21 protein-coding genes are annotated in these 19,915 nt (G+C 50.4%); 15 read left to right on the top strand and 6 right to left on the bottom strand.

From position 1 onward, the window contains the following. Window positions 1-348 precede the first annotated feature (348 nt). From QOL84_RS25590 to QOL84_RS25600, 3 genes are all read left to right on the top strand, one after another. The gene (locus QOL84_RS25590; RefSeq protein WP_283439013.1) at window positions 349-816 is read left to right on the top strand and encodes a hypothetical protein; all 468 of its coding nucleotides are present in this window, start codon (window positions 349-351) and stop codon (window positions 814-816) included. Window positions 817-1,869: 1,053 nt separating this feature from the next. After that, the gene (locus QOL84_RS25595; RefSeq protein WP_283439014.1) at window positions 1,870-3,312 is read left to right on the top strand and encodes a catalase; all 1,443 of its coding nucleotides are present in this window, start codon (window positions 1,870-1,872) and stop codon (window positions 3,310-3,312) included. A 337-nt stretch (window positions 3,313-3,649) separates the two neighbouring features. After that, a complete protein-coding gene (locus QOL84_RS25600) occupies window positions 3,650-4,660 on the top strand; it encodes a CFI-box-CTERM domain-containing protein (RefSeq protein ID WP_283439015.1) in 1,011 nt (336 codons plus the stop codon). A 174-nt stretch (window positions 4,661-4,834) separates the two neighbouring features. Here the strand turns inward: QOL84_RS25600 and QOL84_RS25605 are convergent, their stop codons facing one another. The 4 genes from QOL84_RS25605 to QOL84_RS25620 form a co-directional block, all read right to left on the bottom strand. After that, complete coding sequence (locus tag QOL84_RS25605) at window positions 4,835-5,206, bottom strand: histone-like nucleoid-structuring protein, MvaT/MvaU family (RefSeq protein ID WP_283439016.1); 372 nt, start codon at window positions 5,204-5,206, stop codon at window positions 4,835-4,837. Between the two features lie 270 nt (window positions 5,207-5,476). Further along, entirely contained in the window at window positions 5,477-6,517 is a 1,041-nt protein-coding gene (locus QOL84_RS25610) for a diguanylate cyclase (RefSeq protein WP_283439017.1), read from the bottom strand. 233 nt (window positions 6,518-6,750) lie between these two features. Continuing rightward, window positions 6,751-7,068, bottom strand: a complete 318-nt coding sequence (locus tag QOL84_RS25615; RefSeq protein ID WP_283439018.1) for a hypothetical protein — start codon at window positions 7,066-7,068, stop codon at window positions 6,751-6,753. A 221-nt stretch (window positions 7,069-7,289) separates the two neighbouring features. Further along, window positions 7,290-7,739 (bottom strand): MarR family winged helix-turn-helix transcriptional regulator, encoded by a 450-nt coding sequence (locus tag QOL84_RS25620; RefSeq protein ID WP_283439019.1) that lies wholly within the window; start codon window positions 7,737-7,739, stop codon window positions 7,290-7,292. A gap of 163 nt (window positions 7,740-7,902) precedes the next feature. Between QOL84_RS25620 and QOL84_RS25625 the strand changes: the two genes are divergently transcribed. The 5 genes from QOL84_RS25625 (at window position 7,903) to hxsA (ending at window position 12,828) form a co-directional block, all read left to right on the top strand. Continuing rightward, window positions 7,903-8,673: an alpha/beta fold hydrolase gene (locus QOL84_RS25625; protein WP_283439020.1), complete on the top strand. Its 771-nt coding sequence runs from the start codon at window positions 7,903-7,905 to the stop codon at window positions 8,671-8,673. A 514-nt stretch (window positions 8,674-9,187) separates the two neighbouring features. Next, window positions 9,188-9,493: a His-Xaa-Ser system protein HxsD gene (locus QOL84_RS25630; RefSeq protein WP_283439021.1), complete on the top strand. Its 306-nt coding sequence runs from the start codon at window positions 9,188-9,190 to the stop codon at window positions 9,491-9,493. A 2-nt stretch (window positions 9,494-9,495) separates the two neighbouring features. Beyond that, window positions 9,496-10,980, top strand: coding sequence for a His-Xaa-Ser system radical SAM maturase HxsB (hxsB, locus tag QOL84_RS25635; protein ID WP_283439477.1), 1,485 nt, complete (start codon window positions 9,496-9,498; stop codon window positions 10,978-10,980). 2 nt (window positions 10,981-10,982) lie between these two features. Continuing rightward, window positions 10,983-12,221 carry a His-Xaa-Ser system radical SAM maturase HxsC gene (hxsC, locus tag QOL84_RS25640; protein ID WP_283439022.1) on the top strand — a complete coding sequence of 413 codons (1,239 nt, stop codon included), beginning with the start codon at window positions 10,983-10,985 and terminating at the stop codon, window positions 12,219-12,221. Then, window positions 12,208-12,828 carry a His-Xaa-Ser repeat protein HxsA gene (hxsA, locus tag QOL84_RS25645; protein WP_283439023.1) on the top strand — a complete coding sequence of 207 codons (621 nt, stop codon included), beginning with the start codon at window positions 12,208-12,210 and terminating at the stop codon, window positions 12,826-12,828. Before hxsC ends, hxsA begins: the two co-directional genes overlap by 14 nt. Window positions 12,829-12,876: 48 nt before the next feature. Here hxsA and QOL84_RS25650 read toward each other — a convergent pair whose 3' ends face one another. Then, on the bottom strand, window positions 12,877-13,068 hold the full coding sequence (locus tag QOL84_RS25650; RefSeq protein WP_283439024.1) for a hypothetical protein: 192 nt from the start codon (window positions 13,066-13,068) through the stop codon (window positions 12,877-12,879). 906 nt (window positions 13,069-13,974) lie between these two features. Between QOL84_RS25650 and QOL84_RS25655 the strand changes: the two genes are divergently transcribed. Continuing rightward, window positions 13,975-14,355, top strand: a complete 381-nt coding sequence (locus QOL84_RS25655) for a hypothetical protein (RefSeq protein WP_283439025.1) — start codon at window positions 13,975-13,977, stop codon at window positions 14,353-14,355. A gap of 4 nt (window positions 14,356-14,359) precedes the next feature. Continuing rightward, entirely contained in the window at window positions 14,360-14,527 is a 168-nt protein-coding gene (locus tag QOL84_RS25660) for a DUF1289 domain-containing protein (RefSeq protein ID WP_283439478.1), read from the top strand. Window positions 14,528-14,920: 393 nt separating this feature from the next. Here QOL84_RS25660 and QOL84_RS25665 read toward each other — a convergent pair whose 3' ends face one another. Continuing rightward, window positions 14,921-15,790, bottom strand: coding sequence for an SDR family oxidoreductase (locus QOL84_RS25665; protein WP_283439026.1), 870 nt, complete (start codon window positions 15,788-15,790; stop codon window positions 14,921-14,923). A gap of 120 nt (window positions 15,791-15,910) precedes the next feature. Between QOL84_RS25665 and QOL84_RS25670 the strand changes: the two genes are divergently transcribed. The 5 genes from QOL84_RS25670 (at window position 15,911) to QOL84_RS25690 (ending at window position 19,873) form a co-directional block, all read left to right on the top strand. Next, window positions 15,911-16,840: a LysR family transcriptional regulator gene (locus QOL84_RS25670; RefSeq protein ID WP_283439027.1), complete on the top strand. Its 930-nt coding sequence runs from the start codon at window positions 15,911-15,913 to the stop codon at window positions 16,838-16,840. A gap of 421 nt (window positions 16,841-17,261) precedes the next feature. Then, a complete protein-coding gene (locus tag QOL84_RS25675) occupies window positions 17,262-18,209 on the top strand; it encodes a LysR family transcriptional regulator (RefSeq protein WP_283439028.1) in 948 nt (315 codons plus the stop codon). Between the two features lie 148 nt (window positions 18,210-18,357). Next, window positions 18,358-18,825: a cyanase gene (gene cynS / locus QOL84_RS25680; RefSeq protein WP_283439029.1), complete on the top strand. Its 468-nt coding sequence runs from the start codon at window positions 18,358-18,360 to the stop codon at window positions 18,823-18,825. Between the two features lie 98 nt (window positions 18,826-18,923). Then, window positions 18,924-19,172 carry a DUF2790 domain-containing protein gene (locus QOL84_RS25685; RefSeq protein WP_283439030.1) on the top strand — a complete coding sequence of 83 codons (249 nt, stop codon included), beginning with the start codon at window positions 18,924-18,926 and terminating at the stop codon, window positions 19,170-19,172. Between the two features lie 41 nt (window positions 19,173-19,213). Beyond that, window positions 19,214-19,873 (top strand): carbonic anhydrase, encoded by a 660-nt coding sequence (locus QOL84_RS25690; protein ID WP_283439031.1) that lies wholly within the window; start codon window positions 19,214-19,216, stop codon window positions 19,871-19,873. Window positions 19,874-19,915 lie beyond the last annotated feature (42 nt).

Genomic DNA, 19,915 nt, shown 5'->3' on the forward strand with positions numbered 1-19,915 from the left:
TCCCTTTTCCCCAATGCATCAGTGATCGATGGCCGGTGGTTTTGGGGGTTCGAGTGTCAAGATGGATGGTATGACCTGCTCAACAACGCGCTCTCGCTCGTGTGCGCACGATGCGACATAGCGCCAGACTGCGAGCAGGTCATTGTCGAGGAAGTGAAAGAAAAGTTTGGTGGCCTCAGAATTTACTATCGAGGTGGCGATGATTACGTCAAGGGCGTGTTCAATCTCGCCGAAACCATGAGTGTGAACATCTGCGCCATATGCGGTTCGAGAGTGGGAAATAGGCGGATGCATTATCATCATCCGCGATGCGACCTCCATTACGAGTGCTGATAGATGAATCTAGTGATGGCCAACCAGCCTGAACTGCTTAAATTTTTATATACGCATCTGGCCAACGGCACTGAGCTGATTGATATTGAGGCTGTCCGCAGCATCGTATCGTCTCCCAGGTTGATGGATTTTGCCGTTCGGAATGTCTCGATCTCCGAGCTAGCGATGGTGGGAGATTCCTTCTTGGAAAAGCGAACAATGCTTGCTGACTCGCCTCAACGGACTTATGGACTGTCGTTGCGAGATTGGGAACGGATCAAGCCGACGGTCCAACTCGTCAGCGATTTTAATCACGGCGATACAAGCGTTACCAAGCTCCAGGTATGGCCTTTCGATCCGAATACTCTCTCCGAGCATCAATCGTACCTCGCCGTCGCCCTTTCATATACGTACCTGGAGCTGTATGCCGAGCCCCGGATTGTTGGGTCAATTAACGACATCCTGGACGAAATCGGCTTTTTTATAGACCCTGAGCGATACTGAAGTCTTGCCCATCATCAGCAGGTGCAAATCTGCGGACAGTTACAGGTGTGTAGGTGTGCTCAAACGGTCCGAGCCCCCTTGGCCTTTTCCTCTCCCGAGAGGGTGACCGCAAGTCTGCGAAAGGGACGAGGGGTTGGCGAGGTGGTCTGGACTCGCGCGATCTTGGGTTGGAATTGGAGCAAACAGACTGGTGCTTAGATGATCAAAACCTCTACTGAGTACGCTAGCAGCGACCAACACGCGGAGCAGCCTACGTTTCAACAGTTAATGGAAATCAAAGCGAGCCGCAAGCAGCAACTCACAGTCGACAGGATCGCGGCACGTGCTAGATACGATGCAATGAGCACCGAAGACCAGAGGGTTATCGACGAAAAATTTCGGGAGATGTTTTTGCAGTTAAAGAATCAGTTTGGACGAAGCCACCCGTTCATCGTTAAGCGCCCTATAGAACAACCAGACGACTAAACAATATCGGTAGATTGTTCTGAATTATGGAATATTGATTAGTCTTCGCTTTTTTTATTTGCTCTACAAAATCGGACAGTCGCGTCACGCTTTTTGAACGAAGACCACGTTAGCAACATAAAACCAACAGATCGCAATGCGATATGTGGAACACTCAGGCGATTTCTTCGACAAACAATTTGCACAGGACAACAAATAAATTTTTTTTACGAATTTGATTAAAAAATCTTTCATTTTGATAATTTTTGAGACTAACCTTCGTTCGCTCTCGTTTATTTCTAGTTTTCATCCATTTTGCCCGCGCATCCCTCGCGGGCTTTTTTTTCACAAAAATTTATGGTGCGTTAACCGCCGACCTCAAAATCCTCGCCCATACTTCTAAAGTCTGAACTTCTTCCCTAGCCAACTGCATCTCGAAGAAACGTGAAAACCGCGGCGATCGGTGCTGGCCTATTACGTCACTTCTTGGCTCTGATGTTCGGAATCGAAAAGCTTGTCTCATTGAGTGGTCGTCTGCCGTTGAGGGGGCATTGTTCTCTCTTGTCGAATGGCGCCCCTACCCCTCTCAGATCTACAAAAGGTGGCGGAATGAAAAAGCTCACAACGGCATTCGGCGCTCCCGTCGTTGACAATAACAACACTCAGACGGCAGGCCCTCGTGGCCCTGCCCTCCTCCAGGATGTCTGGTTCCTAGAAAAAATGGCTCATTTTGATCGCGAGGTGATTCCAGAACGGCGCATGCATGCGAAAGGCTCAGGCGCTCACGGAACATTCACTGTGACGCACGACGTCACTCGGTACACCCGAGCGAAAATGTTCTCTGAAATTGGCAAGCAAACACCGATGTTCACACGTTTTTCTACCGTAGCCGGCGAGCGCGGTGCAGCAGACGCTGAGCGAGATATCCGTGGCTTCGCAATGAAGTTTTATACCGAGGAAGGAAACTGGGATCTGGTAGGGAACAACACCCCAGTTTTCTTCATACGCGACCCACTGAAATTTCCAGACCTAAACCACGCTATCAAACGTGACCCTCGCACAGGTTTGCGCAGCGCGAACAACAACTGGGATTATTGGACGTCGCTTCCTGAAGCCCTGCACCAAGTCACCATCGTGATGAGCGACCGAGGCATCCCTGCAAGCTTTCGGCACATGCACGGCTTCGGCAGCCACACCTTCAGCTTCCTCAATGCAAATAATGATCGTCACTGGGTCAAATTCACATTGAAGACTCAGCAAGGCATCAAGAACCTTTCAGACTCAGAAGCTGGGCAGCTCATTTCTGGCGACCGCGAGACCCACCAGCGCGATCTCTACGAAAGTATTGAACGCGGAGAATTTCCCCGCTGGACTTTATACGTTCAAATCATGCCGGAGAATGAAGCAGGGAGTTATCACCTCAACCCGTTCGATTTGACCAAGGTCTGGCCTCACAAGGACTACCCGCTAATTGAGGTGGGTGTAATGGAATTGAACCGTAACGCTGAGAACTTTTTCGCGGAGATCGAGCAAGTGGCCTTTAATCCCGGCAACGTGGTTCCAGGTATCAGCTTCTCGCCAGACAAGATGCTGCAAGGCAGATTGTTCTCCTACAGTGACGCGCAGCGGTATCGCTTGGGGGTCAACCATTCCCACATTCCGGTCAACAGTCCTAAGTGCCCCGTTCACAGCTACCACCGTGACGGTACGATGCGCGTTGACGGAAACATGGGTGGCACCATTTCGTACGACCCTAACAGCTACGGAGAATGGGAAGAACAGCCGGAGTTCGCTGAGCCTCCCCTTAGCATTGAAGGTGCGGCCGATCACTGGAACCACCGCGTCGACGAGGATTACTTCTCACAACCAGGCGACTTATTCCGTCTCATGACTCCGGAGAAGCAGTGGTTGCTGTTTGAAAACACAGCGCGAGCCATCAACGGTGCGTCGGAAATGGTGGTAGAGCGGCACATATCCAACTGCACTAAAGCTGATTCGGCATACGGTGAGGGAGTAAGGGATGCGATCGCTCGCTTGGCGCTAAAAACTTAGCGAGTGCTTCGAGGCGCCGGCTAAAAGTCGGCGCCTTGGAGTCTGGGTTTCTCAAGCCTGCCAACCCAAAATTGCTCGTGGTTGCTCAACGGCTTGGCACAGATTGTTATTTTTTTACCTCTCACAGATACTTCATATTTTGACGATTGATGTGTCAAAAGCTGCTTAGCTTAGCGAAATCGTGCGTTCATAGATAAATGCAAGGGATTGCCAAGTCGGCGCAGGAAGCGATGTTTGGGTTTGAAATTGCAGTCCGCTATCAACCCAGAAATACCTTCCTGGTACGTCCACTGCGCGCCTACGCCCAATGCTCGTCCATTAGAGAAGGTTGAAGTAAATGGGTTTCCATCCAGCGCAATGCCCCTCGTGCCTGAAAGACATCCAGGTACCCGATGACGCAAAAATTTCAATCTGCATGTACTGCGGTGAGAAGATATCCATAGCGCAGCCTTCTCCAGCCCGCACCTCGCCGAATGTGGCAAACCTGCTCGGTATGGCAAGGACGGCATCTACCGCCGGAAACCAAACAGAAGCGGAAATCTACTTTAATCGTGTATTGGAAATTGACCCGACGATTTCGGAAGCTTGGGTTGGGAAAGGTAAGGCCGCGGGCTGGCTGTCCAATCTCAACCATATGCGTTTTAGTGAGACGCTAGTCGCTTTTGGTCACGCCATTGCGGCGGCGCCCAATGCTCGAAAAAGCGACCAGGCTCGAGAGTGTTTGCGAGAAGTTAACTTACTAGTGGTCACACTCTACGGAATGGCGCACCAGCACTTGCTCGAATTTGTAGCTTTGCCCAATATTTGGCCAGAATATGTGGCGCAGGTTGCAGAAATGCTGGGAACACTGGAACAAGCATTGGTCTGGGATCCTGTGGACAAGGACACGCTGGAAAATATCGTGCACCTGTGTAAAGACAATATTGAAGGTATAAAATACCGGGATCAGTTCGACAACAACCTCCCCAAGGTTCGCTACCTTTCTCCTGAGTACGAGAGCCTTATCAGGCAGAAACTTGAAACCGCAGCAGCAGCATTAAAGATACTTGATCCAAATTACATGCCACCCCTAGCACAAGCCAAAAAAGCAGATGCATGCTTTGTCGTGACAGCGACGTTGGGGGATGAATCTCACCCGACGGTTCTATGCATGCGTAATTTTCGAGATGAATGGCTCGTCAATAGACCAGGTGGCAAAGCGTTCATTGCTTGGTATTACACTTATGGACCGATCGCTGCCGATGTCATCCGCAACAGGATCGCACTCCGCGTGATTTCCTACGCATTTGTGATTCAGCCTGCGGCCTTAATTGCGAAAATGATAATGGCTATAGCGAAACGCAAGTGATCAGCGCTGACGCACGACTCTGAACGAGCGAGACCTTGCTGCTGGAAGTTAGCTTACCTGTACGTCCAGGCGGGTAATCTCGCCGAGCCAGATAGCCTCGGCCGAGGCGTAAGCGGCTGATGCTTTCAACAATCAAAAGGCCCCGAAAGGGGCCAGTTGAACGTGCCGGGCATCCTACTTGTTAAGCCAAGATTCCACAGTCTTAGCACCGTGTTCCGATTTCCACTGCTTCAGGATTTTGTGATTTCCACCCTTAGTCTCAACACGCTCCCCTGTATGTGGGTTGCTATAGACCTTCATTTGACGCGCTCGACGTGAGCCGGGTTTCGAATCGACAGTTGAGCGGTTAGGCCGTCTGCCGTTATTTGGGTCTAAAAGATTGATCACATCTTTGAGGCTATAGCCATATTTTGCGAGCAAGTCCCGAAGTTTTGTCTCAAACTCGATCTCTTTTTTCAGTCCTGCGTCCCCTTTCAGCGCCTCAAGCGCTTGGAGTTGTTCAGCTAAGTGTTTCTCAAGCTGACGGAATTCGGCAAGTTTGGACATCGATCTCTCCTAAGGTTGAGAGGGAATGGGCAACCATACTCGATGGTAAATTGAAAAAGCCTGCGCCATTCCCGATAGCTCGCATCAAACATAATCTAGCAGATTCTAGTGATCTTACATACCAGAAAGACTATATCGATTGGCCAGACAACATCTGCTCTTACGTAAAATGAACCCTGAGTAACGACACCAAAGAAGACTGCAAAACGTGAAGTACTGTTGGTGATTAGCGCATCAAATATGCTTCAGGCGCTAGTGAGGATTAGAAAGCTATTCATCGTCTGCCGGATGAACTCCAACTCGATTACGTCCGCCTCTCTTGGCCAAGTAGAGTCCTTTGTCAGCCAACTCGATCAGCATTTTTCGATCGTTGGTTTGATTGGGGGACAGCGTGGCGAGACCGATACTCACAGTAACCACAGACTCTGGCTTGGGCGAATGATTAGGGATCTTCAGCGCTTCAACTCTTTCGCGCAGATTTTCAGCGATCACCATGGCATCTGCTGATGAAGTAGCTGGCAAGATCACTGCGAACTCCTCACCGCCGTATCGCGCCGGCAAAAAGCCTTCACCCGTTACCGTATTGCGCATTGCACCAGCCACCTGCTTTAGCGTGTCGTCGCCCGCTTGGTGTCCGAAGCTATCGTTGAAGAGCTTGAAGAAGTCGACATCGACCATCAGTAGCGAGATCTCTATGCCTGCTTTGCTAGCGCTCTGCCATTCGGCCTGTAGAAATTCGTCAAAATGTCTGCGGTTTGCTAAATCCGTCAGCCCATCGGAATTAGCCAGGCGCTTCAGTTCGCCCATGGCTCGCTGCAACGTCAGGTTGGTATCCAATAATTGCTGTTGGCTCACCCTCAATGCTCTGTAGGCGTAATTCAATTTCCTAGCCGTTACAAAGGATCGTGAGTGGGATCGAATCCGAGCTATCAGCTCAATGGGATCAGGCAGCTTTACTAGGTAGTCATCTGCGCCTGCTTCAAAAGCCCGACTTTTCACCTTCGGATCTTCCTTAACGGACAGGGCGATAATGGGTATACCGCTGGTAAGCTCGTTTTTTCGATATTCCTGAATTAGCGATAGCCCATCAATCCCGGGCATGATCATATCCTGGAGAATTACTGTAGGTTTCACCCTTACAGCCTCTTTCACAGCCTGGGTCGAATCCGTGCAGTAATGAAACTCAAGATCACTTTCACTAGCCAATTGGCGGCGTACGGCCTCAACAATCATTTGCTGGTCATCGACTATCAAAATGATGACAGTCTCCTCCGAGGCTTCGGAAAACTCCTGAAGCTGCAACTCATTCATGCTGCGCCCCGCCTCGCTGCCAAATGAAGGGATTATCTTGGAAACATTACTTATCAATCAATAATTCGTAAGATACAACAATAGGAGGCCAACTCGTATCTTTCTGTCAGCTTTTGAACTGCGATGACTTCGCGAAGCAAGACAGCTACTCATTGCAAGCAAGCCATGCCCTCATTAAGGACTATTCGAGTGTGCAAAATTTAGACGTGTATGGGATTACGCACAAGGAATTACTAAACTGATTCTATCGAGACAAGCTCAAAATATTTAAATTTTTTCTTCTTTGCTTCTGCTTTTGCCTGCTGCTCCGCGATGAGGCTACTCAGAGTGCTTGCATCGTAAATGAAGGTATCAGCCTTACCTTCGAATTCGGTCGTGACACGTAGAGTCACCCTCAGCTTTGGCGACCTAGATGTGGCAACCTTGCGAGCCTTTGATACGTGTTGCGAGTCTGCTGTGATGCGTGAGTCCTGAACTTCTGGACTGGGCTCATTGCTGCCCAAGCCAAAAAGCGCTTGGCGCATTTCTGCCTCGGTAAGATTTTCTTTCATTGAGATGCCTCGTTGCACTTACGTTGGTTGACCAGCTTTTCAAAAATTTGGCATCCAAGCCTGGGTAGGGAATTGCCCCCAGCCCTTCCATTCAGGGATGGGTAAAAAATCACTGAGGGCCTATTCCCAGTTAAGCAGTTCTCTATGGACAGCTTGAATAGAAACAGGGATTTCCCGCTGCCAATCCAATGAGACAACAACGCCCTCAAGAAATTGAGCAGTTATTTCTTTTCGATCAGCCGGTCACGGATGCCAGCTACAGCAGCTTGGATCTCCATGATCTTCTCAGTGCTCAATCCAACGGCATCCTGAATGCAGTTCGGTACCTTAAGGGCCTCTGCCTTCAGTGCCCATCCCGCCTCAGTGAGCTTTACGCGCACCTGACGCTCATCCTGCGGGTCTCGACTGCGAGTAATCAAACCCGCGCTTTCGAGGCGCTTTACCAATGGAGTGAGCGTACTCGATTCCAGAAACAGCTTGTTCCCTAGATCCTTGATGATCTGATCATTCTCGGCCCAAAGCGTCACCATCAACAGATATTGCGGGTACGTCAGGCCGAGCGACTCCAGCATCGGACGGTAGTACTGCGTGAGTGCATGACCAGCCGAATAAATCGAGAAGCATAAAAAATCATTCAGCGGCGCGAAGTCGCTTTTACCTTCTTCTGACACCTTAGTCCCTCCTTTAGTCTGAGATAACACGTTATTACGTGCACGATTCAATCGCAAGCCATTGACAGGAAATTTTTCCTGGCGCAGGATTGCTACCAAGGCGATTAAATCGCACACAAAGCATTTTCAAACCAACAGTTTTTCCCGACAGGTAGACATTCGCATGAAAAAGATTTTCTCTGGCTTAGCACTCGCCACCGCACTCCTCGCAGGCGGTATTGCCCACGCAGCTGACGCAAAGCCAACTATCGTACTGGTTCACGGTGCTTTCGCTGATTCAAGCAGCTGGAATGGCGTTATCAAGATTCTGGAAAGGGATGGCTACCCAGTCATCGCAGCCTCCAACCCATTGCGCAGCCTCAAAGGTGACGCTCAATCCGTTGCGGAATTGCTGGCATCCATCAAAACCCCTGTTGTCTTGGTCGGCCACTCCTACGGCGGCCCCGTCATCTCCGAAGCCGCTTACGGCCAATCCAACGTCAAATCGTTGGTTTACGTAGCAGGTGTGGCACCTGAAGCTGGAGAATCGACGGCTGATCTGGCTGGCAAGTTCCCAGGCGCAACCTTAGGCCCAACTCTGGCTCCACCTGTTGAGTTGGCTGACGGTAATAAAGATCTCTACATTCAGCAGGACAAATTCCACGCTCAATTCGCCGCTGATGTACCAGCCGCCGAAGCTAAGCTGATGGCCGCGACTCAGCGCCCTGTGACCGCAGAAGCACTCAACGAGAAGTCGACTGAGCCAGCTTGGAAAACCGTTCCGTCCTATTTCGTTTATGGCGACCTGGACAAGAACATCCCGGCTCAAGCCCAAGTGTTCATGGCTGAACGCGCGCACGCCAAAGAAGTTGTGAGGGTCAAAGGCGGTTCGCACGTAGTGATGGTTTCCAATCCTAAAATCGTCGCGAATTTGATTGAAAAAGCAGCGAAATGAAACTCAGGACGGTTGCCAAGAGGCTAATTCGATTGGTAACTGGCCGGTCTACTAAACGTACGTTTGCTGAAAGCACACTCCAGCATTTTTTTGAGCCAGGAGTTGATCAACTCCGAAGTCAGAATGCTGAGTGGTGCAAGCTAGAGGGACTCCGTGGAGAACCCACAACGTTTTGTGATGAGCAGGAAACGGAGTCTCAATTTCTATCAGCGCAGTTTCACAAATTTTTCACGTTGTCTAACCTACGTTGACTTTGCTCCTTTCTGATTTCTGATTTTTAGCCCGCGCTTAGACGCGGGCTTTTCTTTGCCTACGCGACAGATAGGCCCCCTCTCTGCCCTCCCGTACGGCCATTCGGCAAACGCAAGAATCCCGGGTCGATGGACTTTTTCTAAAGAACGCCAAACTCACTCAACGGTAAAATCAGCTTTATAAATATTTAGTTACAAATAGTGGCGCTTCGCCTGTTCTACAGCCATCATTCGCGCTCAAAAAATAAGAATGGATTCGAGAGATGAACTGGGAAGTGACGGTTTCCGTCGATAGCGCGCTGTATCCGCTTGGTGTTGTACAGCGAGTTTCCTACGCTCTGGCACCCACCTTAACGGTACAGATCCGGCAGACAGAGAATCAGATTCACCTTGATGCGTTTCCCACGCTACTGATCGGCGGCGCCGGAGCAGTCCTATCCAAACAAGAAGCACGCGAGACAATTCTGTGCAATCTGAACGATTTCGCGTTGCGCGAGCGTATTCGGAATGAGACCTCTGGCCTGAGAGAAATACTTGCAAATGCTGCCCTCCGCGGAGCTGGCATGTGAGCATCATGCTGATAGCCAAAGAGGCAAGCTACCGGTTGCTACCGTTCCGTTTTTTACGGATCGATGAGCATCGCAGCGAGAGTATTTTGCTTACCGCTGAAACAGGTGAGTTTCTTTTTGTCTCGGAAAAGCAGCTAAAGGATATTGTCCACAAGGCCGTGGATACAGCCTCCGCTCATTACAAAGACCTTCTCGCCCGCCACTTTATCTTTGAGCCGAATGGTCACGATCCATTTCCTGAAATGGCGGCACAATTTCGTAGTCGTAAAAACTTTGTCCTCAATGGACCTGCGCTGCACATTTTCGTTGTCACTCTGCGCTGCAACCATACCTGCGCTTATTGCCAAGTCTCCCGTGCCCCACTGAGTGGTTCGGGTCATGACATGTCAGCCGAGCATGCTGAACTGGCAGTGGATCGGATGTTTGAGGCTCCCTCCCCCGTACTCACAGTCGAGTTTCAAGGTGGCGAACCTTTGCTGGCGTTTGACCGCATCCGACAAATTGTTGGGTTGGTCGAAGCCCGTAACGCAGTGCAGCAACGCAGCATCCAGTACGTCGTCACGACGACTCTCCATCACCTAAATGTCGAGATTCTGAATTTCGCCAAGCAACACAACATTCAATTTTCCACTTCACTGGACGGTCCAGAGTTTCTGCACAACGCCAACCGGCCAGCACCGACCAGAGATGCTTACAAGCGAACGATTGAAGGCATCGAACAAGTAAGGGCATGGCTGGGTCACGATGCAGTTTCGGCACTGACAACCATCACCTCCAAGAGCTTGGAGCATCCTCACGCGATAATTGACGAGTACGTGGCCCAAGGGTTCACCAACATCTCTCTGCGCCCCTTGAGCCCTTACGGATTCGCGAAGAAATCCGCGAAGCGCCTGGACTATTCGATGGATGAGTTCATCGGTTTTTACAGGGAGGCTTTGTCGTATCTGATGAAGCTGAATGCTCAAGGGACGTTCATCTCAGAAGGATACGCATCACTCCTGCTGACGAACATGTTGACTCCGTTTGCATCCGGCTATGTAGATCTGCGCTCCCCCCTGGGCGCAGGACTGGGAACTCTCGTTTACAACTACGACGGCGATGTCTACCCCTCAGATGAATCCCGCATGCTTCTCGAAATGGGTGAGGACGGATTGAAGCTCGGCAGTGTGCACCAACCTCTGAAGGAGCTGCTCCAATCGCCAGTGATTGATATGTTGCTGTCCGCAGGTGTGGCAGAAGCGTTACCAGGATGTTCTGACTGTGCGCTGGTCCCCTATTGCGGAGCAGACCCCATTGAGCATTTTGCCCGCCAAGGGGATCCGATCGGACACCGCGCGTTCAGCAGCTTCTGTCAAAAAAATACTGCATTGCTCACGCACCTTTTTCGCTTGCTGCGTGATGGGGACAACGAGACTCAAAAAACCCTTTTGTCCTGGCTAACGCGAAGCTCTTTGAGCGCCCTTCCCTCACCTGGTTATAGGGGCTAAAGATGCTACGACTCGACACGCAATTTGAGATTCTCAATCTGACGGCACCCAAGCTATTCAAAGTCATCACTCCAGAAGAATTCATTTCCCAAGGTGTGGCCGTGTGCGCAGGTGAAGCTTCTTTTGATGACTTAATGCTATGGCTCGACCAATCCTCCACCGCCAATCTGGACCAATGGCTCTCAGTTCCTGTTGGTGGTTTTTTGGTATCAGGCCACCCGCATCCAGTAGGTCCCATAAGCGCAGCTTTGTTGACCAATCCCAAAGATCCATTGGTTGTGCAGCCGGGGGATGTCATCGCGGTTAGACCTGGAACGAGCGTCGTACGTGTCCTCTATCGCAGGGGTGCCAATAGCAATCTGTTGTTCATGACTGATCGATGCAACAGCCTATGTCTGATGTGCTCTCAGCCTCCAAAGGACATCGATGACAGGTGGCACATCGAGGAGAACCTGAAGCTAATCGATTTGGTCGACCCGGGCGCCGAACAACTGGGTATTAGTGGCGGAGAGCCCACGCTGTACAGGTCGGGCTTGCTCGCCATCATTGAACACGCCAAACGGGTACTGCCTGAAAAATCCTTGCACATTTTGAGCAACGGTCGGTTGCTGAGTGATGCCACGTGGATCGATGACCTTCGACAAGTAAGTCACCCAAGTCTCAGTTGGGGCGTTCCTTTGTACGCCGACAATGCAGAGGACCACGACAACGTCGTCCAAGCCCCAGGCGCATTCAGCGAAACAATAGTCGGCCTCTACAACCTCCAACGTGCGGGGCAAAAGATAGAAATCCGCATGGTACTGAGCAGGCTGACGACGCCTCGGCTTCCCGAGTGGGCGCATTTCGTGTTTCGTAACTTGCCTTTCGTGCACCACGTTGCGCTCATGGGTATTGAGAACACGGGGCTCGCTAAGAAAAATCACGATCAGCTCTGGATAGATCCGGCGGACTACCAGGAAAAGCTCATTAAGGCAGCTTTTTTCCTCGACATCCGCGGCATCGCTGTTTCGATTTACAACCTGCCTCTATGCGTACTCGATCCGATGCTAGGGCGCTTCTACCGGCAGAGTATTTCAGACTGGAAAAACCTGTTTATCGATGCCTGCCAAACGTGCTCGGCTACTCACGCATGTGCGGGCTTTTTCAAATCCCATTCATCTCGCTGGCAAAGCCGGAACATCCATCCGCTAACCATCGAAGACCTTAAAAATATGCAGGGAGCACAATATGAAACTGCTTGATCGTTGGAAGCTTCTGATCGGCCAATCAATGGCCTTGATCCCCATCATTGGCAGCCCCATGGCAGATGCCAGCACGACTCAATTGGCATTGGCGGACTGGCTGCCAAATCCCCAAAGCGCACCACCGGCATTCAACAACACCCTGAATGCGAAAGACGCGATCAACGTCTACGCAGGACATAGTTCACACAGTTCCCACAGCTCGCATAGTTCTCATTACAGCAGCTCGGGTGGCTACAGCGCGCCAAGTGCCTACACCGCGCCAACCAGCACTCTTCTTTCCTCGCCTTCAACACCCAGCACTGCAACTCACGCCACCGTCAGTACACCGAGCACGACATCTTCCAAGCCTTCTACCAGTACGGCAACGCGATCGAATGTCTACTCAGCCAGACCTGCCAAGCCCACAGCAGCGGATCTGTCGATGCTTGTTCGACGTGTTCAATTGGCTTTGATGATCAAAAAATATTACGCGGGGCCGATCGATGGTGTGCTCAACAACAGCGTCCGTGGTTCGCTTATGGCGTTCCAAGTAGATTCGGCGATTGTAAGCAGTGGCAAGATGGATACACCGACACTGAACGCATTGGGCATCGCTATTCCATAGTTTTGAGGACGGGGCTTTGGTAGTCAGGAACGGATCTCTACCTGATCATTAGGTTTCAGTGCAGGACTCAGTGAACTCAGCAAGCTCTGTATACGCCTGCACATAGGCCGCATCCGCACGCACCAGTTCATCTTGTAACGCTTGGTTTTTCAAAACCTTGATAGCTATCATCTGCCGCGCTGAGCGCGCACGCTTAACTGCATCGAGATACGGTTTTAGGCAGTCGGAATCCATGCGCATGTGTGATCAACCTCCAGGTGAGTGCTTTTAGACCAACTGAATAATTCCAAACTTTTATTACGAATTTTCCTCCAGTAAATCCCTTTCGGCACACGAGAGGGCATGACTGGTAGGCAATTTACATAGCGCCCGTAGAGCACGATCAAAGCTAAATACATCTTACAGAGCGAATACAACCGACAAAGCTCCGACCATTAGCTCAGCTCAAAGGCAGCGCTTGCCCTCTTTAAATCTTAATTCCTGAAAGCTACCGTCGGCTGAAAAAATTCGGACCGACGCAGCTTCATTAATCAAAATTTCCGCTGACATTTTCACAATATCTTCTTTAGCCTGTGCTTCAAGCTTCGCTCGTTTCGATCCGCCTTTGTAAAGCGCCCAACCCGTGGGGGGTTTTCAATATGGAATAGACATTCATATGTCTTGCCTACCTTGAAAACAAGAGTCTACTTTTGACTTAAAAAGAAAATCAAATTGACCCATGAAACTTTCAAGCCAATAAAAATTTCTACCTGCTTTCGGGCATCGTTTCTACCCTAATGCCTCTAAATTTTCACAGCTCAAACTAGTTCGCTCTATATAATTCCACCAATCAAAAGAATAACCGCTTTTACCGCGATCATACTGAATAAAGTCATGCAGTAAAGTCGACGTCCACACGCACAAAATATTAGACATCGTAAAACTTTATTTCATCAATAACCTAGCAACCCCCGACTGGTGAAATTTTTTTTCTTAACCACTTGTTAACCAGCTACGCAGAAGATGACCATGAGATGCTGGGCTGGGTCGACGTTGCATGGCTGTTTGGTTAAGTCGGTTGCAATCCGGAAAGAGAAGTCATGGCGACAACTCCTTTCCATACCCAGTTCTGAGCTTTTTCCCTTTATGACTTCGAAGGATCCCGCCATGCCCATAGGCAAACGCGAAAGTGCGCGGATTGAGCGCAGTTTAATTACAACGCTGACCGACGCCTGCGAGACCGCAAAATTTGAAATCCAAGGTTTCGCGCGGCTCACCCACACGGCTGACTTGACTGCATTTGCTGAAACGCTGACGGCGACGTGGGTGTTTGAAACACAGATCGACAAAAAGCTCGCACTGGCTAATACGAAAGGTAGGTTTTTTGAGCTGACCGCGATCGCACTGCAAGAAGCAAATTTCGATGTGAAGCCCTCGGATCAAACGATCCGATTCGACTCCGAGGAAGAGTGCCAACACGCCCATGGTGGCGACTGGCAGAAGCGCTTGACGCGATCGCGTGTGGCCAAGGGTATTGAAGATGGCTAAGTAAATTGAAAACCCGTGCATTTCGGTCTGCCAGCTGAGCGGCGATATGTGTGTAAGCTGCGGCCGCAGCAAAGAAGACATTCGAAAGTGGAAGCGCATGAAGCGACCGGAAAAAATGGCTGCTGTGCAAAGGGCGAATGCGCGGTTGAAAGGACTGAAGAGGGGGAATTGATAGGCTGCTTCACAGCAAAGAACAACGATCCGAAGTCAAATACGACGGGGAAATACCTCCGTCGCATCCCGCGGAATCGTGAACCTTCAAAAAATAGGCGCTATTGCCTTATTTGTTTTCAAAACCCCCTAAAAGCTTTACCCGACCGCTTCGCTGTCGGAAAGGAACCAGTTGGTGGTGGAATCAGGTCCTGAAGGGGTATTAAGTGGGGTGGAGACTCAAGCCTAACGCATTATATTTATTGAGTAAAAATGCTGTCAAGAGTTATTTTTAATAATTGGCATGATTAATGCTTAATAACATTTCGGCCACGCTTCAGTCCCCTTCTCAATGTCTTGTGATGATGCCTCCACATTCTAGGCGTCGGCATCACCCATCGAATATGCCTACGCCTCAGAGATCGAAGGCGTCCTTGAGGATTATTTCCAGACCCATTGGCTTGCGACCTAAAAGCTCTTCAAGCATGTTGCTGGTCTCGTTAAAAGTGCCTTTTTCAATTGCTGCAAACCAACCGCTTACCACGTCAGTGATCATGGGCGGCCAACCTTGGGATTCTCTACCGACAATGAATGTTTCGGCAGAAATTGGCTGGTAAGAAATAGCGTTTCCCGTAAGGCGCGATAGGGTTTGCGCGATTTCATGAAAAGACCAAGCCTGCCCGCTGTTCAATAAGTAGGAGCGATTTTGATGCCCTTCCTGGCTGAGCAAAACGGCCCCAGCTTCGGCAAGCTCATCAATACTGGCCAGTGCAATACAACCCTGGCCGGCAGGGGCAGTGAAATCTCTATTGGTAGCATTATCACCGAGGAATGTCGGCAGCTCATCAGCATAAAGTGGATGCGAGACAATGGTGTAGTCCAGGCTTGATGACTTCAGAAGAGCCTCAGTCGCGATGTCACTCTCGGTAAGGCCTCCCTTCGCGTGTTGGTCGTTGTTGCATCGCTGGATGCTCGTGTAGATCAGATGACGGACCCCGGCTCTACGCGCAGCATCAATCACATTTTTATGCTCGCTCACCCGATCACTGAAAACATTTGAGGACACCAAGTAAATCTTGTCCACGCCAGCGAAGGCGCTGACAAGAGATTTATAGTCGGTGTAATCACCATAACGAACCTCAATTCCTAACGCGGTAAGTGTCCGTGTCCTACGAGCATTTCTGGCCAATGCAACCAGACTGGAGGCAGGGACCTTTTCGACTAACGATCTGAGTACCGCCCCGCCAAGTCTTCCTGTCGAGCCCGTGACCAGAATTTTCGCCATGCAATTTCGCCTTTCTATTTTAGTGATTTGGTTAGTCGTCACTATGGGTACAAAGACGGCACAGAATTAGTCTTCAAAAGGTAGAATCAGCTTCAACCAAAAGTTAGAGATGACTTCAGAATGCTTGGCAATATTGAATTGTTCGTTCGTGTAGCCGAAGCCGCCAGCTTTTCGGAAGCCGCTAGGCGATTGGGCGTTTCTTCCGCGGCGGTCAGTAAAAGTATTGCCCGCCTGGAAACAAAGCTGGGCGCACGCTTGTTCCAGCGCAGCACCCGAAGCTTGACTCTCACAGAGTCAGGTGAGGCGTTTTTCCAGCAGGTTGCGGGCAGCCTCGATGATATTCAGTCAGCGATTGCACAATTGGGTGAGTCACGCGATCTACCGTCGGGTCGATTGCGTGTCAATTTGGCCCCATCCTTTGCCTTTGATTACGTCCTCCCCCTGCTAAAAAATTTCAAACAGCGTTACCCCGACGTTGTTCCCGATTGGCACTTGGAAATAAGGCGCGTTGATCTAATTGGTGACGGTTTTGATGTAGCGATTGGCGGTGGGATTGAACTGTCACCTGAGGTCGTAGCGAGGGAACTGGCCAAGCTTCATCTCGTCATCGTCGCCTCCCCAGAATGGCTGGTAGGACGAGTTTTACCCGTTGTACCAGCGGACCTTGAAGGGCAAGACGGTATCGTCGCGCGCTCTACAGATACCGGTCGACTACGCTCTTGGACGCTGCGTAATGCTGGCAAAGAGACGTTTGACTTAAACCTCAAACCTACAGCGATCATGAATGATCCTGAGGCCCTGTGCAGTTGCGCTCGGATGGGCCTAGGTGTGGCATTGGTTCCCCTTGAGCGAGCGTGGCCCTGGTTGCAGAAAGGTGAGCTAGTCCGACTTTTGCCGGGCTGGTACGTCGATCTGGGGTCGATCTCGGTTTACTACCCTGCAAGAAAAGCGCTACCCGCCAAGACCAGGGTGTTTATTGATTTTCTACTGGAGCATTTTCAGGGAAATCTCAGTGATCAATTCAGTGCTACGAGCAAATTGAACACTTAACCCTCACCCACCAAACACCCAGCTGGCTCGATTTGGCGCGAGCCAGTCTTCTGGATATCTCCTCCATAGAAAGCCTTGCCGTATATCTTCCGCTTCCTTCCTCAACCCTTCTTCTGCGCCTTACCTACAAAACTGTAGGAGGGAGGCAACCATTTCGATCCTTTCCTAACACTTCACCATGACGAATCCCATACTTCAGTATTAGCCGGCAGCACTCTGGCGCTAAAAAATTCGGACTTACGTAGAAGTGTTTATTTGTTAAAAACAACCCATTCTAGATCCAAGACAAAAAACAAAGTTACCGAAAAACCAAAAGATTAAAAAGCATTCAGATCAATGTACGCATTCAGAACGTTACAGACTCAAGGCCGCACTTGCATTATCAGCATAATGACAAGTCTCTTAGTCCAAGGTGAAAGGAATGAACAGAAACGATCTTCGCAAAATTGACTTCAGTCTTTTAATAATTTTTGAAACTTTGATGGAAGAGCACAGCCTCACACGCACTGGCGAAAAACTGTTTCTGTGTCAATCCGCGATAAGTGCTTCTTTAAACCGACTGCGTCAACTTTTCGATGACCCCCTCTTCGTTCGACTTGGCAGAACTATGGAGCCTACAAGTAGAGCCATTGAAATACTCCAAAATCTAACTCCCGCAATAGACAAAATGGCGGTAGCGTTACACAACGTCAGCGACTTCGACCCTAAGACCAGTTCATCTGTATTCAAAATAGGCCTTTCAGATGACGTCGAATATTCCCTGCTGCCTTGCCTGCTGCGTCAACTGAGACAGGAAGCACCTCAAATCAGCTTTGCAGTTCATCGTACTGACCATTCGGTGATCGCAGACCAGCTCTCTAGTGGTGAGATATCCCTTGGCGTTAGCAACAGCCGTGATCTGCCAGCCAACGCTAAACGTAAATTTTTGAGAAACATACGCCCGACCGTTTTAAGTGCTGACTCACAGATGCAGCCTCTCGACCTAGATGAGTACTGCAAACGCCCGCATGTCTCAATTTCGCTTAGTGGCGAAATGACTGATCACGTCGATCGTGCCTTAGGATCTCTAGGTCGACAACGTCAGGTGGTCTTGGCAGTGCCTCAATACAGCGCTCTGAAAGCACTAATTGAACACTCGGACCTGGTAGCAGTAGTACCCGATTACGTTGCGAAGGCGATGTTGAGACAGGGCGGCTTACGTATGGATCCCGTGCCGGTGACCCTCCCCTCAGCCGACCTATCGCTGTCCTGGAGCGCCATGCTGGACAACGATGCTGGCGAACGCTGGCTGCGCTCCCGAGTTACTCATCACCTCTGTGAAAAACGGGCCACTCCGGGCGAAATCAGTCCAAACACACAAGCTGCCTGAGCCCCCGACTGCCTCTATAGGTAGGACTTATGCAGAGCATTGTTTATCGGTCTTGGACGCTATCGAACAAACAGCACAAGATTGTTTCACACCAAACGCAACACAAACCTAGCAACACAACTCAAGCAATTCCGACAGGAGATACACCATGACACAGTCCCACGCTTACAAAGACACTAGCCTTGAACTGACCGCCAAAATTCTGGACGCCAAGGCTCGCAAGAAACTTTCTTTCGAAGACGTCACCGAAGGTACCGGCCTCGGCCTAGCGTACGTCACCGCAGCCCTACTGGGCCAGCATCCACTGCCTGAAGCCGCGGCCAAAGTGATCGGCAAAAAACTGGATCTGGATGCCGATTCGGTAGCCCGCCTGCAAATCATCCCGCTGCGCGGCGGTCTGGATGGCGTACCTACGGATCCGACCATTTACCGCTTCTACGAAATGATCCAGATCTACGGCACAACCCTCAAAGCTCTGGTTCACGAACAATTCGGCGACGGCATCATCAGCGCGATTAACTTCAAGCTGAACATGAAAAAAGTTGAAGACCCAGAAGGTGGTCACCGTGCAGTAATCACCCTCGACGGTAAGTTCCTGCCACTGCGTCCTTTCTAAGGTTGCAAATGAAATCGTAATTTGGCCCGCAGCCATGCGGGCCTGCTTCAAACTACTTAATCATTTACTACTCATCACCATAGATTGGAGGATTCATCATGAAAAATATTCTGTTTCTCGCATTGTCCTTGACAGCTTCGCTCTCAGCTTATGCACAAGATGTAGTCGTCGCAACCGAGGCAGTGCCTTACCAATACGGTATGCACTTGGATGTCGCCAAAGTCATCCATATCACTGAAGCGGCAAATGTTTGTGGCCCAACTCCAGTGCAGATGACTTATCAAGACTCTCAGGGAAAAACGCATACTCTGGAATACAGCATCATCGGCGGCGGCTGCACTAACTGATTGCAACAAAACCATTTAGCGAATCACAAAGGGAAAACAAGATGAAAGCTCTTATTGATGGCTTGTTGAAATTTCAAAAAGAAGTGTTTCCTCAGCGGACAAATCTGTTCAAGCACCTGGCTACGACTCAACATCCAGGCACCTTGTTCATCAGCTGTTCTGACAGCCGTGTAGTACCTGAACTGCTGATGCAGCAAGAGCCTGGCGAGCTGTTTGTCATTCGCAACGCCGGCAATATCGTGCCGTCCTATAGCCCTCAATCGGGTGGGGTATCAGCCACGATTGAATACGCTGTCGCTGTGCTCGGTGTAACAGACATCGTGATTTGCGGCCACTCCGACTGCGGCGCCATGACAGCCGTTGCTAAGTGCAAATGCATGGATCATCTGCCTGCTGTCGCTGGCTGGTTGCAACATGCCGAGTCGGCAAAAGTCATCAACGAATCTCGCCCTCACGCCAGTGAAGCAGCCAAAGTCAGTTCGATGGTGCGTGAGAACGTCATTGCCCAACTGGCCAACATCCAGACCCATCCGAGCGTGCGCTTGGCCCAGGAAAAAGGACTGTTGAATTTGCATGGTTGGGTATACGACATCGAAACTGGATCGATCGACGCTCTGGATGCCGACAACCGCAGCTTCAAGTCCTTGATCAAGCACCCGACTACCTGCGCTGTGCATTCGCGTGCTCTAGCAGTGGCATGATCCGCTCCGCGCTGAAACGGTCATGCACTCAAGCAAGGGATG

Origin of the sequence: Pseudomonas helmanticensis (genome assembly GCF_900182985.1) — a bacterium.
GTDB classification, from domain to species: Bacteria; Pseudomonadota; Gammaproteobacteria; order Pseudomonadales; family Pseudomonadaceae; genus Aquipseudomonas; species Aquipseudomonas helmanticensis.